Below are 13,622 nucleotides of genomic sequence, written 5' to 3'. Positions count from 1 at the left end.
ACACAGAGGAGACATCATGCCTGCAATGCGTTTCGGTGCGGCCATCCTGGCCAGCGCCACTGTTTGTGCCGCCCCCGTGGGAGCGGCGGAGCCAGCCCGGATCAGCGACGGCGTGGTCAAGATCGGCGTCCTGACCGACATGTCATCGATATTCTCCGATATCGGCGGCAAAGGGTCGGTCGTGGCGGCGCAAATGGCCGTGGAGGATTTCGGGGGCACGGTGCTGGGCGCGCCGGTCCAGGTGGTCCACGCCGATCACCAGAACAAGACGGACGTCGCCGCGACCATCGCCCGCGGCTGGTTCGACAACCAGAAGGTCGACATCATCCAGGACGCGCTGCCGTCGTCGGTGGCGCTGGCGGTGTCCAACCTGGGCAAGGTCAAGCACAAGATCGTCATCGCGAGCGGCGCCGGCACGACCCGGCTGAGCAACGAAGACTGCTCTGCCTATACGATCCAGTATTCGTACGACACCTATGCATTCGCCGCCAACACCGTCAAGGCGCTGACAAAGGGCGGGGACAACAGCTGGTACTTCCTGACCGTCGACTATGCCCTCGGCGCATCGCTCGAGAAGGATGCGACCGACGCGCTGGGCAGCGTCGGCGGCAAGATGGCGGGCAAGGCCAGGCACCCGATCAATTCCGCCGACCTGTCGTCCTACCTGCTCCAGGCCCAGGCGTCCGGCGCGAAGGTGATCGGCCTTGCCAACGCGGGAGCCGACACCGTCAACGCCATCAAGACGGCAAGGGATTTTGGCATCAACGCCACAGGCAAGCAGAAGCTGGCCGGGCTGCACATGTTCATCAGCGACATCCACAGCCTGGGGCTTCCCGCCGCGCAAGGCATGACGCTGACGACCGCGTTCTACTGGGATCGCGACGACGCCACGCGGGCCTGGTCCCAGCGCTTCTTCGAGAAGACGAAGCGGATGCCAACCCTCGTCCAGGCCGGGGTCTATTCCTCGACGATGCACTATCTCAAGGCCGTCCAGGCCGCGCGCAGCGACGACAGCGATGCGGTGCTGGCCAGGATGCGGGAGACGCCCGTCAACGACTTCTTCGCCAGGGACGGCAAGATACGCGCCGATGGCCTGATGGTCCACGACATGTACCTGGTCGAGGTGAAACGGCCGCAAGAGTCCAGGCGGCCGTGGGACTACTACAAGATCAAGAGCGTGATTCCCGCAAGCGAAGCCTTCCGTCCGCTCAGCGCCAGCACCTGCCCGCTCGTCGGCAAATAGGCGTGCCCCCGGCCGGCGCGAGCGCCGGCCAGACCCACCATCCAGGAGACCATTCAGCATGAAAACGCTCACTTTTGATATCGAGAGCCGCCAGGGAAATTCGCAGCGCAGCGTCACGATCCGCCAGCTCGTCGTGGCGGGCTGGACCGGACGGGATGCCGAAGCCATGGAGGCCCACATCCGGGAACTGGAAGCGCTCGGCGTCAGGCGCCCGCCCTACACGCCGGTCTTCTATCGTGTGGCGGCGCAACGCCTGGCTTCGCCGCGGGAGATCCAGGTGAGCGGCGAGGCGAGCAGCGGCGAGGCGGAGTTCCTGCTGGTAAAGGACGCAGGCGAGATCCTGATCGGCATTGCATCGGATCACACCGACCGCGAGGTGGAAACCTATGGCATCACGGTTTCGAAGCAGATGTGCGAGAAACCTTGCTCCGCGGCCCTGTGGCGCCTCGCCGAGGTCGAGGGCCACTGGGACCGGCTGATCTTGCGTTCCTACGCCACCATCGACGGCGAGCGCGTGCTGTATCAGGAGGGCGCGGTGACGGCCATGCGCTCTCCGGCCGATCTGCTGGCGAAGTTCGCCGGGCATGGCGGCGACTTCTCCGACGGTTCGGCGATGCTGTGCGGGACCTTGCCCGCGATAGGCGGGATCCGGGCGGCAGAGCGCTTCGAGATCGAGCTCGACGACCCGGTGCTCCGCCGCACCCTGCGGCATGCGTACGCCATCACGACGCTGCCCATCGCGGGCTGAGCACCGCTTCGGCGGCCATATCTCCAAGGCATACCCATTGTGTCACGGCCATGCACCTAGACGACTTGATACTAGAAACCCGCAACCTGGGAAAAACATTCCGGGGATTCACCGCGGTCAGCGGCGTTGGCCTGCGCGTACGCCGCGGCTCGATCCATGCCCTGATCGGCCCCAACGGCGCGGGCAAGACCACCTGCTTCAATCTGCTCACCAAGTTCCTGGAGCCGACCACCGGCACCATTCTCTTCAACGGTATCGATATCACCCGTGAGCGTCCGGCGCAGATCGCGCGGCGCGGGGTGATTCGCTCGTTCCAGATTTCGGCGGTATTCCCGCACCTGACCGTGCGGGACAACGTGCGCATCGGGCTGCTGCGCCAGCTTGGCACCGCGTACCGGTTCTGGCGCAGCGAACGTTCGCTCAGGGTGCTCGACGACCGCGCGATGGAGCTGCTCGAACAGGTCGGCTTGGCCGAGTTTGCGCAAACCGTGACTGTCAACCTGCCGTATGGCCGCAAGCGCGCGCTGGAGATCGCCACCACGCTGGCGATGGATCCGGAGCTGATGCTGCTTGACGAGCCCACGCAGGGCATGGGCCATGAAGACGTGGACCGCGTGACGCAGCTCATCAGGAAAGTGTCGGCGGGCCGCACCATCCTGATGGTGGAGCACAACATGAACGTGGTCGCATCGATCGCCGACAAGATCACGGTGTTGCAGCGTGGCGCCATCCTGGCCGAGGGCCCGTACGCAGCGGTGTCGACGGACCCGCGCGTGATGGAGGCGTACATGGGCACCGCTGATGCCGAACTGCGGGGCGCGCACTGAGGGAAGACATGACAACATCGAACACACCGGCCCTCGAGATCAGGGACCTGCACGCCTGGTACGGCGAATCCCACATCCTGCACGGGGTGGACCTGAGCGTGAATCGCGGCGAGGTGGTCACGCTGCTGGGTCGCAACGGTGCGGGGCGCACCACGACACTGCGCGCGATCATGGGCCTCACCGGCACGCGCAAGGGCTCGATCCGCGTCGACGGCAATGAAACCATCGGGTTGCCCACACACCGCATTGCGCACTACGGCATTGGCTACTGCCCCGAGGAGCGCGCCATCTTCTCCAGCCTGTCGTGCGGGGAGAACCTGCTGCTGCCGCCGCAACTGAAGGGGCGGCGCGCCGGCATGAGCGAGGCCGAGATCTACGAGATGTTCCCGAACCTGAAGGAGCGCCGCGAGAGCCAGGGCACGCGCATGTCGGGCGGCGAGCAGCAGATGCTGGCGGTCGGGCGCATCTTGCGCACCGGCGCCAACCTGCTGCTGCTCGATGAAATCTCGGAAGGACTCGCGCCGGTGATCGTGCAGGCGCTGGCCCGCATGATCCTGATGCTGAAGACGAGGGGGTACACGGTGGTGATGGTGGAGCAGAACTTCCGCTTTGCCGCGCCGCTGGCGGACCGCTTCTATGTGATGGAGCACGGCAGCATCGTTGAGCGCTTCGCGGCCAATGAGCTGGAAACGAAGATGCCCGTGCTGCATGCACTGCTGGGCGTATAAGGAACGTCGCATGACCATATTCGCTATCCCGCTCCCGGCCCTGCTGTCGCAGTTGATGCTGGGGCTCGTCAACGGCGCCTTCTATGCGATGCTGAGCCTGGGACTGGCCGTGATCTTCGGCCTGCTCAACGTGATCAACTTCGCGCACGGCGCGCTTTTCATGCTCGGCGCGCTGCTGGCATGGGCCGGCATGGAATACGCCGGGCTGAGCTACTGGGTGATGCTGGGGCTGTCGCCGCTGGTGGTGGCGGTGCTGGGTGTCGTCATCGAGAAGACCATGCTGCGCCGGATCTACGAGCTCGACCACATCTATGGCCTGCTGCTGACGCTGGGCATCACGCTCGTGATCGAGGGCGTGTTCCGCGCCGTCTATGGCGTGTCGGGCCTGCCGTACTCGCCGCCGGAAGCGCTGCAAGGCGCCACGGACCTGGGCTTCATGCGCTTGCCAGACTATCGCGTATGGGTGGTGGCCGCATCGCTCGTGGTGTGCCTGGCGACGTGGTTCATCATCGAGAAGACCAGGCTCGGCGCCTACCTGCGCGCCGGTACCGAGAACCCCAGGATGGTGGAGGCCTTCGGCGTCAACGTGCCGCTGATGGTGATGCTGACCTATGGCTTCGGCGTGGCGCTGGCGGCGTTTGCCGGCGTGCTGGCCGCGCCGGTCATGCAGGTATCGCCGCTGATGGGGCAGAACCTGATCATCATCGTGTTCGCCGTCGTGGTGATCGGCGGCATGGGCTCGATCACGGGCTCGATCTTCACCGGGCTCGGGCTCGGCGTGATCGAGGGTTTCACCAAGGTGTTCTATCCAGAGGCATCGTCGACCGTGGTGTTCGTCATCATGGTGATCGTGCTGCTACTGCGCCCGGCAGGGCTGTTCGGGAAGGAGAAATGATGAACGGACAATCCATCGCGGCGATCACACCGCGGCAAGACGCGGCGGCCCGCCGCTTTCCGAAGGGCGCCTTGTATGGCCTGCTGCTGCTGGGCTTGCTGGTGGCGCCGCTGGCCGGCGCCTACCCCGTGTTCGTGCTCAAGGTACTGTGCTTCGCGCTGTTCGCCTGTGCGTTCAACCTGCTGATCGGCTACACCGGGCTGCTGTCCTTCGGGCATGCCGCTTTCTTCGGCGGTGCCGGCTACGCGGCCGGCCACGCCATGAAGGTGTGGGGCGTAAGCCCGGAGACCGGCTTGCTCCTGGGCGCGGGCAGCGCGGCGCTGATCGGCTATGCGGTCGGCTCGCTGGCCATCCGCCGGCAGGGCATCTACTTCTCGATGATCACGCTGGCGCTGGCGCAGATGCTGTACTTCATCTGCCTGCAGACACCCTTCACGGGCGGGGAAGACGGCTTGCAGGGCATTCCGCGCGGCAAGCTGCTTGGCCTGCTGTCGCTGTCCGACGATACGACGCTGTACTACGTGGCCCTGGCGATGATCGTCGCGGCCTTCGCGCTGATCGTTCGCACCGTGCATTCGCCGTTCGGCCAGATCCTCAAGGCGATCCGGGAGAACGAGCCGCGCGCCATCTCGCTCGGCTATGACGTGGACCGCTTCAAGCTGATGGCGTTTGTGCTGTCCGCGGCCTTGTCGGGGCTGGCGGGTTCGATCAAGGCGCTGGTGCTGGGTTTCGAGACGCTCTCCGACGTGCACTGGTCGATGTCGGGCCTGGTGATCCTCATGACCTTGGTGGGCGGGCTTGGCACATTGTCGGGACCGATCATCGGCGCCTTCGTGGTGGTGGCGCTCGAGAACAAGCTGGGCGAGATAGGCAGCTACCTTGGCGCGCTGACCGGTATCGACGGCTTCAACGCCCTTGGCGAATCGGTTTCCATGGTGATGGGCGTGATATTCATTGTGTGCGTCCTGACGTTCCGCAAGGGTATTGTCGGCCGGCTGGGCGAACGATAGGCGGTGGCTGGCGGGCAGCCGCCAGCCCAGTGCTTCGTGGTATCGGTTACCCCCGGGATGGCTTCCCGCGCGCGGCTTCGGGCGGTGTGCCGGCCGATGCTCTATATTGCAGGCAGGAGCGGCCGCCGGCGCCAGCGCGCCAGGGCACCATCGCCCCGCAGCCGGACGCTGCTCCAGGCGTGCCGACCCGGACCAGGATCGAAACCATGAAGACTCCTTCGCAATACCTTGGTGGCTGGCTGTTGTGCGCCGCCGCGGCGGCCGCGCTGCCGGGCTGCAGCGTGCTGCAGCCGGTGGAAACGGCCCAGAAGATGATCGGCGCTCCCGAAGATGCCGTGCGCGGCACCTTCGGCACGCCCACCGACGTGTATCGCCTGGCCGATGGCACCACCCGCTGGATCTACTCCAGGCAGCCGCTCGGCTACCAGGCCTACGCGGCGGATTTCGATGCCGGCGGCAAGCTGACGGACTTCCGGCAGATGCTGACCAACACGGAAATCTACAAGGCCAAGGTCGATACCTGGACCAAGCGCGACGTGGAGGAGCATTTCGGCAAGCCGCGCATGCCACTCCAGTATTTTCCGCTGATGAAGCGCGAGGTCTGGTCCTACCGCTTCCGCCAGGACGGCATGCTCGCCTCGCTGTTCAGTTGCTACTTCGACAGCCAGGGCGTGTTGCGCCAGGTGCAGATCACGGTGGATCCGCTCGGCGGCGACAGCAGCCGCTCCAACTAAGCTGAAGTCTCTGCCGTCCGGCATGCCGGACGGCGTGCAATCCATCCTTCGGCACGCGTTGAAACGTTTCCCGCGCCTGGCTTCCACAATGGAGGCAAGTCCAGCTGCGGAGACAGCCATGCAAGTCACGCCGGCGGCCGATGCGGCCGCCAACCCTGCCAGCGGCCATGCCCGTGGTCCGCACGACCCGCCGCGCACGCGCGGGCGCGCCGCGGACCTGCTGCTCCTGCTGGCGCTGTCCACGCTGTGGGGCGCGTCCTACACCTTCATCCGCATCGGCGTCGCCACGATTCCACCGCTGACCCTGATCGCGGCAAGAACGCTGATCGCCGGCGGGCTTCTCGTCGCGTGGATGGCGGCCACGGGCGTGCCGATGCCGGTCGATGCCATGGTCTGGCGGCGCTTCGCGGTACAGGCCCTGCTCAACAGCGTGGTGCCGTTCACGCTGATCGCCTGGGCCGAGCAGTCGGTGCCGGCCGGGCTGGCCACCATCCTGAACTCGTCTTCGCCGGTCATCGCCGTGCTGGGCACATGGCTCGTCACGCGGCACGAGCGCATCACCGCACGCAAGCTGCTTGGCGTGGCGGCCGGGCTGGCCGGCATCTGCATGATCGTGGGCGCGAGCGCGCTTGGCGGGCTCGGCCAGCAATTGCTGCCGCAGCTGGCCATCGTGGCCGCCACGGTCTGCTATGCCGGCGCGGCGATCTATGGCCGCGGCTTCAAGGACCTGCCGCCGGCCGCGCCGGCCGCCGGTTCGCTGATGGTCGGCGCGGCGCTGCTGGTGCCGGTCAGCGTCGTGGTGGACCGGCCCTGGACGCTGCATCCGTCGATGGCATCGGTGGCGGCCCTGCTGGCGTTGTCGGTGTTCTCCACGGCGCTGGCCTTCGTGATCTATTTCCGCCTGGTGCGCACGCTCGGCCCGGTAGGAACCACCGCGCAGGCCTACCTGCGCGTGCCGGTCGGCGTGGCCATCGGCATGGTGTTCCTCGGCGAGTCGCTGGCGCCCGCCGCATGGATCGGGCTGGCCTGCGTGGTGACGGGCGTGGCCGCCATGACCTTGCCCGGGCGGCGCTAGCAATGATGCCGCGCCGCCCGGGATCCCCGGCGGCGGGCGGCTCAGAAGCCGGCCTTGTGAAGGGGGCCGTCCCAGCCGTCCAGGTACTTGGGCAGATCGTCCGCCACATCCACCACGCGGTGACGGTAGAACAGGTGCATGGCCGGCTGCAGGGCTTCCGGCAACTGGCCGCCGGCCGCCCGCGCGAACAAGCTGTTGGGCACCACCGACATGCCCAGCCGGTTGATGCCGAACAGGGTCTCGCCGCAATGCCGGCAGAACTGGCGCTGCAGCGCGCGCGTGGCATGGTGATACGTGGCGACGTGCTCGGCACCGCGTTGCACCGTCACTTGCGAGGGTTCCCAGGCTGTCGCCGCGAACATCGGCGTTGCATAGAAGTCACGGCAGGCCTGGCAATGGCAGTTGGCTTTCGCGACGGGTTCCCCGGCGATGCGCAGCTCGACCTGGCCGCAAAGGCACGCCAGCGTGGCGGGAATCGGCATGGGCTTGTCTCCTGTCTTGGTAAGGCGATGTGCATTCTACTTGCGGTCGCGCGAGCCTGCTTGGCGGCCCTCGCGCGGCGCCCGTGAACGGCCGCTCAGCCTTGCAGGGCGGCATCCAGCATGGCGCCGGACAGGCCGATCAGCAACGCCAGCGCGGAGGCGATGAACCAGCGCACGGTCTTGCGGTATTCCGGGACCTGGTCGTCCTCGATGCGCAGCGAGCGGAACAGCGCGACGATCTGCAGGCACACGGCAGCCACCAGCGACACCGCCGCGCACAGCGCCTGCGCGCTCCAGTGTCCGGGGCTTTCGAAGCCCCAGAAGCGCCAGAATGCCAGCGAGAAGCCCAGCAATACCGTGATGGCGGTGATGATGCCTTGCCGGTAGCCGGCCGGCACCACCTGTGGCGGCAGTGGCTTGGGCACTGGTGCGGCTGGGGCTTGGGGGGCGCTCATGGGGAGTCCTCCTGATCGGCGGCAGAGAAGCGGTATCCGTGCTGGAGTGAGTATAGGCAGGAGCGGCCCCGGCGCGTCCGCGGGCCGCCGGCATTACAATGCCGGTTCGCGGCGCGGCATCCGCTGCCCGGGCCGCCACATCCATCGAGTTTCGCTTCCCCATGTCTTCGCTTTCTTCCCCTGACAATCCGCTCTGGTTCGATGGCGCCGCCGGCCGCATCGAGGCCCTGGCCAACGCGCCGCAGGGCGCCCCCAAGGGCATCGCGGTGATCGCGCACCCGCATCCGCTGCTCGGCGGCAGCGCCACGCACAAGATACCGGTGGCGCTGGCCAGGCTGTTCGAGGCACGCGGCTACCTGGCAGTGCGCCCTAACTTCCGTGGCGTGGGCGGCACGCAGGGCGGGCACGATACCGGCGAGGGCGAGACGGACGACACCCTGGGCGTGGTGCGGCAGCTCATGCAGGCGCATCCCGGCTTGCCGCTGGCGCTGGCGGGATTCTCGTTCGGGGCTTATGTGCAGACGCGCGTGGCGGGACGGGTGCTGGCATCCGGTGGCCGCGTGGCGAGCCTGGTCCTGGCCGGCATGCCGGCGGGACCGGCACCGGGCGGGCGCAGCTACGACACGCCGGCGGTGCCGGCCGATGCCTTGGTCATCCACGGCGAGCAGGACGCCAACGTGCCGCTGCAGGCGGTGTTCGACTGGGCGCGGCCGCAGGAGTTGCCCGTGGTGGTGGTGCCGGGCGCCAACCATTTCTTCACCGGCAAGCTGCCGGTATTCCAGCGGGCGGTGGCGGAATACCTCGACCGGCAGGCGCGCACGGCCGCCGCCGGCTGACCGGGCCGCCGCGCCGCGTCAATCCATGGCGGCGTGGGCCACGGTGGCATCGTCGGCGTGGCGGGCGGGCTTGATCAGGAGGATCAGCGGCACCACCAGCAGCGTTGCCACGAACATGACCTTGAAGTCGTTGAGGTATGCGATCATCGTGGCCTGCTGGTTGATCGACTGGTTGAGCAAGGCCAGGTCATGGCGCGAGCCGCTGGCCAGCAGCGACTGCATGGCCGGGTTGTAGATGCTCACGTTGGCGGCCAGGTCTGCGTGCGCGACCTGCGTATTGCGCGTCATCAGGGTCTGGATCACGGAGATGCCGATGCTGCTGCCGATATTGCGCATCAGGCTGTAGGTGGCGGTGCCGTCGGCGCGCAACGCCGGCGCCAGGGTGGAGAAGGTCAGCGCGCTCAGCGGCACGAACACCAGCCCCAGCCCGAAGCCCTGGATGACGCCTGGCCACACGATGTCCGAAACCGACAGCACGATGGTGTACTGCATCATCTGCCACAGCGCGAAGGCCGAGATCAGGAAGCCGCACAGCAGCAGCATGCGCGCGTCGATGCGCTTGAGCAGGCGCCCGGCCAGCAGCATGGCCAGCATGGTGCCGGCGCCGCTCGGCGCGGTCACCAGCCCGGTGGTGGCGACGGGGTAGCCCATCAGGTTCTGCAGCATGGGCGGCAGCAGCGCGCGCGTGGCGTACATCACCGCGCCGATCACGAAGATAAAGCAGGCGCCGGTGGCGAAGTTGCGGTCCTTGAGCAGTTCGTAGCGGAAAAAAGAGAGCTTGCCTGCCGTGGCGGTGTGCGCGACAAAGTACAGGAAGGCCAGCGCCGCCACGATGGCCTCCACGCGGATCTCCATCGAGCCGAACCAGTCGAGCTGTTCGCCGCGGTCCAGCATGGCCTGGAACGCGCCGATGGCCAGCCCCAGCGTGATGAAGCCGAAGGCATCGAACCTGACGCTGCGCGCCGGCTCCCGGTTCGGCAGGAACGACAGCACGCCGAACAGCGCGAAGGCTCCGATCGGCACGTTGATGAAGAATACCCAGCGCCAGTTGTAGCTGTCGGTCAGCCAGCCCCCCAGGGTCGGGCCCAGGATGGGTCCCACCATGACGCCCATGCCCCACACCGCCATGGCCTGTCCCTGCTTCTCGCGCGGGTTGATATCGAGCAGGATCGACTGCGACAGCGGCACCAGCGAGGCACCGAAGATCCCCTGCAGCAGGCGCGATGCGACGATCTGCGCCAGCGTCTCGGAGAGCCCGCACAAGGCCGAGGCCACGGTGAAACCGGCGATCGAGATGGCCAGCAGTCGCTTGACGCTGAGCCGGTCGGAAAGCCAGCCGGTGAGCGGCGTGGCGATCGCGGCGGCGACGATATAGGAAGTGAGGACCCAGGTGATCTCGTCCTGCGAGGCGGACAGGCTGCCCTGCATGTGCGGCAGCGCCACGTTGGCAATGGTGCTGTCGAGCGTCTGGATCAGGGTCGCGGCCATGATTGCGATAGTGATCATGGGCCGGTTGAGCGGCGTCTCGACGCGCGCGGGCACCGCTAGGGAAGACATGGTGGGGGCGGCCTGGCAGGATGATAAGCATGCTTATTATACGGCGGCGCCCCGATGTGGCAAGCGCTTACGTCCTCCCCGCGCACTGAAGGGGCGCCGCGCAGATGTTTGTACAATCGCGCCATGGAAACGAAACTCGAAAAGCGCTTTGGCTTCCTGGTCTCGGACGTTGGCCGCCTGTGCGGCAAGCGTTTCGACGACCTGGCGAAGTCCTCGCTCGACCTGACCCGCGCGCAGTGCCATGCGCTTGCCTACCTGAGCCACTACGGCGAAGTGAACCAGGCGCGGCTGGCGGACCTGCTGGAAGTGGCGCCGATCTCCGCCGGCCGCCTGCTGGACCGCATGGAAGAGGGGGGCTGGATCGAGCGCAAGCCCAATCCCGAAGACCGCCGCGAACGCGTGGTGCGCATGACGGCCAAGGCAGAGATGGCGCTGGACAAGGCGCGCCGCGTCGGCGACGAGGTCGCCGCCGAGGCGCTGGCCGGCCTGAGCGCGCAGGACCGGGACCAGCTGATCAGCCTGCTGCAGCGCGTGCGCATCAACCTGGGGACGATTGTCGACCGGTAAAGGGGGCGCCCGGGGGGGCGGCCGCGCGCGCAGCCACCGCAAGCCGCTCAAGTTCTCCGCCCGGGTGCCGATGATCCGGTTATCCCAAACTCTTCGGACAACCTGATCATGTCGAGCATCACCGCGTTTGCCCCTCAGGTAACGCCTTCCGGATCGACTACCCCCGTCAAGGCCGCAGCGGCCGAAGGCCAGGACACCCAGGCCACGGGCGCATCGGCTTCCGCCGCGGGCGGCCACATCTCCGGCCCGGCCGGGCTGGGGGGCGCCAGTGCCAGCGGCGCCAGCAGCGACAGCAGCAGCGGCGAGTCCGACACCGTCAAGGAACTGAAGAAGCAGATCGCCCAGTTGCAGAAGCAACTGGCCGAAGAACTGCGCCAGCTCAAGGCAGTCGAGGCCAGCAAGATGGACCGCGAGGCCAAGACCGCCGCCGTGGGCAACCTCCAGGCCCAGGTCGCCCAGACCTCGGCGTCGCTGCAGACGGCCATGAACGCACTGACCCGGACCCTGCTGGCCGAGAACGGCAACACCTCGGGCTCGATGCTGAATACCACGGCGTAATACCCGCGCCTGCCAGTGCCTGGCGTCCGGCCGCGGGCCGCGCCGGGTCCGCGCCAGGCCTGCGCCAAGCTTGTGCCAGTTCCGGCCGCGGCTCAGCCCGCGAAGTACTCGTGCAAGGACTGCACCGCCACCGCTCCCTCGCCAACCGCGGCGGCAACGCGCTTCACGGAGCCGGCGCGCACGTCGCCAACGGCGAAGATGCCCGGATGGCTTGTCTCCATGGGCTGCGGAGGCCGCTCGAGCCGCCAGAGGGAGGGCGGCACCTGCGAGCCCGTGAGGACGAAGGCCTTCTCGTCCAGCGCCACGCAATCGCCCAGCCACGCCGTACAAGGATCCGCGCCAAGGAACAGGAACACGTGCTCGATGTCCAGCAGCACGGGGTCCTTGCCCCGCGTCACGCACCGCACCTGCCGCAGCCTGGAGTCGCCGATCAGGTCGACGATCTCGGTCTCCGTATGCAGCGTGATGTTGCCGGCGGCTTCGATCCGCTGGATCAGGTAACGCGACATGCTCGCCGCGAGGCCCTTGGCGCGGACCATGACGTGGACGTGGCGCGAGTGTCCCGAGAGGAATACCGCCGCCTGCCCCGCCGAATTCCCGCCACCGACGACGATCACCGCGTCGTCGGAGCAGTAGGTCGCCTCCATGAACGAGGCGTTGTAATAGATCCCCCTTCCTTCGAATTGCGCCAGGTTCTTCAGGGGCGGCTTGCGATACCTCGCGCCCGTGGCGATCACCACCGCGCGCGCGTGAATATCCTCCCCGTTGTCGAGCCGCATGTCGAACGCGGCTTCACCATCGCAGCGCAGCGCTTCCACCTGCACCGGCACGGCCACCTCGACGCCGAATTTCCGCGCCTGCGACAAGCCGCGCCCCGCCAGCGCCCGCCCCGAGATGCCTGTCGGAAAACCGAAGTAGTTCTCGATCTTGGAACTCGTGCCCGCCTGGCCGCCGGGCGCCTTGGCGTCCAGCACGATGACCCGCAGGCCTTCGGACGCGCCATACACCGCGGCGGCCAGGCCGGCGGGGCCCGCGCCGACCACCGCAAGGTCGAAGTGCCTTCCGTGCAGTGCGTCCGGGCTTGAGCCGATCGCGTCGGCCAGCTCGCGGTTGCTCGGATTTCGCAAGACCTCGCCGCGCGGCGTGATGACGGCGGGAATATCCTCGGCGCGGACACTGAACCGGCGCATCAGGTCCTTTGCTTCCTCATGCACTTCGATGTCGAAGTAAGCCGCCGGCTGGCCGTTTCTCGCAAGGAACTCGCGCAGGCGAAGCACGTTGGGACACTGCCGCGAGCCAATCACGATCACGCCGCCACCTGCTTCATCGTCGATGAAGGCGACGCGCCGCAGGATGAACGCGCGCATGACAATCTCGCTGAGGTCGGCTTCGGAAATGACCAGCGTACGCATTGCCTCGGCCTCGATGACGAGCATCTCGCTGTCGCGGTCGGCCTTGACGGTAGCGACCGCGCCTCGCCCGACCAGCGAACCGATATCGCCCGAGAACATGCCGGGGCCGTGCTTGCCGACGACGTGCGAGCCGAGGGCGGTACTGCGTTCGACCTGGACGCCGCCGGAGAGCACGACGAAGGTCCTGACATGGCGGTCGCCCTGCCGGAACAGCACCTCGCCGGCGGGAATGTGGCGCCGCTCTCCATAGCGGCTCATCAGTTGCAGCTGCGCCTGGCTCAGTAGCGGATAGAGCTGGTGCTGGCGGCTGGCGAGTGGCGACGGTGGCAAGTCTTTCGGATCGGCCTTATTCATCACGTCCCCCTCATCCGTCCCGGCGCGCAGCCGTGCGGCCGCGAATCGCGCAGCCCCGAAAGCCGCGGGAGCGACTCCGGCCAGCGCATGCATGGCTCAGACAATATTAGCAGCGTTCTCGCATGGCGAAAGTGCCTGAGG

General features: G+C 67.2%; 15 protein-coding genes. 11 read left to right on the top strand and 4 right to left on the bottom strand.

Annotated elements, in window-relative coordinates; all coding sequences use genetic code 11:
• Positions 1-16: 16 nt before the first annotated feature.
• The 8 genes from AC1DKV_RS12020 to AC1DKV_RS11985 all read left to right on the top strand — a co-directional run bounded on the left by AC1DKV_RS12020 (position 17) and on the right by AC1DKV_RS11985 (position 7,260).
• Positions 17-1,243, top strand: a complete 1,227-nt coding sequence (locus AC1DKV_RS12020) for an ABC transporter substrate-binding protein (protein ID WP_441614690.1) — start codon at positions 17-19, stop codon at positions 1,241-1,243.
• Between the two features lie 58 nt (positions 1,244-1,301).
• The gene (locus tag AC1DKV_RS12015; protein WP_441614688.1) at positions 1,302-1,991 is read left to right on the top strand and encodes a DUF2848 domain-containing protein; all 690 of its coding nucleotides are present in this window, start codon (positions 1,302-1,304) and stop codon (positions 1,989-1,991) included.
• Between the two features lie 50 nt (positions 1,992-2,041).
• A complete protein-coding gene (locus AC1DKV_RS12010; protein ID WP_441614686.1) occupies positions 2,042-2,818 on the top strand; it encodes an ABC transporter ATP-binding protein in 777 nt (258 codons plus the stop codon).
• An 8-nt stretch (positions 2,819-2,826) separates the two neighbouring features.
• Complete coding sequence (locus AC1DKV_RS12005; protein ID WP_441614684.1) at positions 2,827-3,546, top strand: ABC transporter ATP-binding protein; 720 nt, start codon at positions 2,827-2,829, stop codon at positions 3,544-3,546.
• Positions 3,547-3,556: 10 nt separating this feature from the next.
• Entirely contained in the window at positions 3,557-4,441 is an 885-nt protein-coding gene (locus tag AC1DKV_RS12000; RefSeq protein ID WP_441614682.1) for a branched-chain amino acid ABC transporter permease, read from the top strand.
• A complete protein-coding gene (locus tag AC1DKV_RS11995) occupies positions 4,441-5,451 on the top strand; it encodes a branched-chain amino acid ABC transporter permease (protein ID WP_441614680.1) in 1,011 nt (336 codons plus the stop codon). Before AC1DKV_RS12000 ends, AC1DKV_RS11995 begins: the two co-directional genes overlap by 1 nt.
• A gap of 206 nt (positions 5,452-5,657) precedes the next feature.
• Positions 5,658-6,185: a hypothetical protein gene (locus AC1DKV_RS11990; protein ID WP_441614678.1), complete on the top strand. Its 528-nt coding sequence runs from the start codon at positions 5,658-5,660 to the stop codon at positions 6,183-6,185.
• A gap of 118 nt (positions 6,186-6,303) precedes the next feature.
• Complete coding sequence (locus tag AC1DKV_RS11985) at positions 6,304-7,260, top strand: DMT family transporter (protein ID WP_441614676.1); 957 nt, start codon at positions 6,304-6,306, stop codon at positions 7,258-7,260.
• Between the two features lie 41 nt (positions 7,261-7,301).
• Here the strand turns inward: AC1DKV_RS11985 and AC1DKV_RS11980 are convergent, their stop codons facing one another.
• Together AC1DKV_RS11980 and AC1DKV_RS11975 are read right to left on the bottom strand one after the other, a co-directional pair.
• Positions 7,302-7,742 (bottom strand): GFA family protein, encoded by a 441-nt coding sequence (locus AC1DKV_RS11980; protein WP_441614674.1) that lies wholly within the window; start codon positions 7,740-7,742, stop codon positions 7,302-7,304.
• 95 nt (positions 7,743-7,837) lie between these two features.
• A complete protein-coding gene (locus AC1DKV_RS11975) occupies positions 7,838-8,197 on the bottom strand; it encodes a hypothetical protein (protein WP_441614672.1) in 360 nt (119 codons plus the stop codon).
• Between the two features lie 161 nt (positions 8,198-8,358).
• Between AC1DKV_RS11975 and AC1DKV_RS11970 the strand changes: the two genes are divergently transcribed.
• Entirely contained in the window at positions 8,359-9,033 is a 675-nt protein-coding gene (locus tag AC1DKV_RS11970) for an alpha/beta hydrolase (RefSeq protein ID WP_441614670.1), read from the top strand.
• Positions 9,034-9,051: 18 nt separating this feature from the next.
• On the opposite strand, the gene AC1DKV_RS11965 is transcribed toward AC1DKV_RS11970, so the two are convergent.
• Positions 9,052-10,590, bottom strand: coding sequence for a DHA2 family efflux MFS transporter permease subunit (locus AC1DKV_RS11965; protein WP_441614668.1), 1,539 nt, complete (start codon positions 10,588-10,590; stop codon positions 9,052-9,054).
• Between the two features lie 123 nt (positions 10,591-10,713).
• On the opposite strand from AC1DKV_RS11965, the gene AC1DKV_RS11960 reads away from it, so the two are divergent.
• Together AC1DKV_RS11960 and AC1DKV_RS11955 are read left to right on the top strand one after the other, a co-directional pair.
• Positions 10,714-11,157, top strand: a complete 444-nt coding sequence (locus AC1DKV_RS11960) for a MarR family winged helix-turn-helix transcriptional regulator (RefSeq protein ID WP_441614666.1) — start codon at positions 10,714-10,716, stop codon at positions 11,155-11,157.
• Between the two features lie 108 nt (positions 11,158-11,265).
• On the top strand, positions 11,266-11,715 hold the full coding sequence (locus AC1DKV_RS11955) for a hypothetical protein (RefSeq protein ID WP_477137610.1): 450 nt from the start codon (positions 11,266-11,268) through the stop codon (positions 11,713-11,715).
• A gap of 92 nt (positions 11,716-11,807) precedes the next feature.
• On the opposite strand, the gene AC1DKV_RS11950 is transcribed toward AC1DKV_RS11955, so the two are convergent.
• A complete protein-coding gene (locus AC1DKV_RS11950; RefSeq protein WP_441614757.1) occupies positions 11,808-13,481 on the bottom strand; it encodes an FAD-dependent oxidoreductase in 1,674 nt (557 codons plus the stop codon).
• Positions 13,482-13,622 lie beyond the last annotated feature (141 nt).

The organism is Cupriavidus sp. 05T41 (assembly GCF_056396525.1).
Note: the sequence above shows the minus strand (reverse complement) of the source record. Positions and strands in the feature narration are given on the sequence as shown.

Excerpts from the sequence above, each read along its gene's own strand:
- AC1DKV_RS11985 (WP_441614676.1), top strand. The coding sequence starts at position 6,304 with ATGCAAGTCACGCCGGCGGCCGATGCGGCCGCCAACCCTGCCAGCGGC.
- AC1DKV_RS11995 (WP_441614680.1), top strand. The coding sequence starts at position 4,441 with ATGAACGGACAATCCATCGCGGCGATCACACCGCGGCAAGACGCGGCG.
- AC1DKV_RS11975 (WP_441614672.1), bottom strand. The coding sequence starts at position 8,197 with ATGAGCGCCCCCCAAGCCCCAGCCGCACCAGTGCCCAAGCCACTGCCG.
- AC1DKV_RS12020 (WP_441614690.1), top strand. The coding sequence starts at position 17 with ATGCCTGCAATGCGTTTCGGTGCGGCCATCCTGGCCAGCGCCACTGTT.
- AC1DKV_RS11970 (WP_441614670.1), top strand. The coding sequence starts at position 8,359 with ATGTCTTCGCTTTCTTCCCCTGACAATCCGCTCTGGTTCGATGGCGCC.
- AC1DKV_RS11955 (WP_477137610.1), top strand. The coding sequence starts at position 11,266 with ATGTCGAGCATCACCGCGTTTGCCCCTCAGGTAACGCCTTCCGGATCG.
- AC1DKV_RS12015 (WP_441614688.1), top strand. The coding sequence starts at position 1,302 with ATGAAAACGCTCACTTTTGATATCGAGAGCCGCCAGGGAAATTCGCAG.
- AC1DKV_RS11980 (WP_441614674.1), bottom strand. The coding sequence starts at position 7,742 with ATGCCGATTCCCGCCACGCTGGCGTGCCTTTGCGGCCAGGTCGAGCTG.
- AC1DKV_RS11965 (WP_441614668.1), bottom strand. The coding sequence starts at position 10,590 with ATGTCTTCCCTAGCGGTGCCCGCGCGCGTCGAGACGCCGCTCAACCGG.
- AC1DKV_RS12000 (WP_441614682.1), top strand. The coding sequence starts at position 3,557 with ATGACCATATTCGCTATCCCGCTCCCGGCCCTGCTGTCGCAGTTGATG.
- AC1DKV_RS12010 (WP_441614686.1), top strand. The coding sequence starts at position 2,042 with ATGCACCTAGACGACTTGATACTAGAAACCCGCAACCTGGGAAAAACA.
- AC1DKV_RS11960 (WP_441614666.1), top strand. The coding sequence starts at position 10,714 with ATGGAAACGAAACTCGAAAAGCGCTTTGGCTTCCTGGTCTCGGACGTT.
- AC1DKV_RS11950 (WP_441614757.1), bottom strand. The coding sequence starts at position 13,481 with ATGAATAAGGCCGATCCGAAAGACTTGCCACCGTCGCCACTCGCCAGC.
- AC1DKV_RS11990 (WP_441614678.1), top strand. The coding sequence starts at position 5,658 with ATGAAGACTCCTTCGCAATACCTTGGTGGCTGGCTGTTGTGCGCCGCC.
- AC1DKV_RS12005 (WP_441614684.1), top strand. The coding sequence starts at position 2,827 with ATGACAACATCGAACACACCGGCCCTCGAGATCAGGGACCTGCACGCC.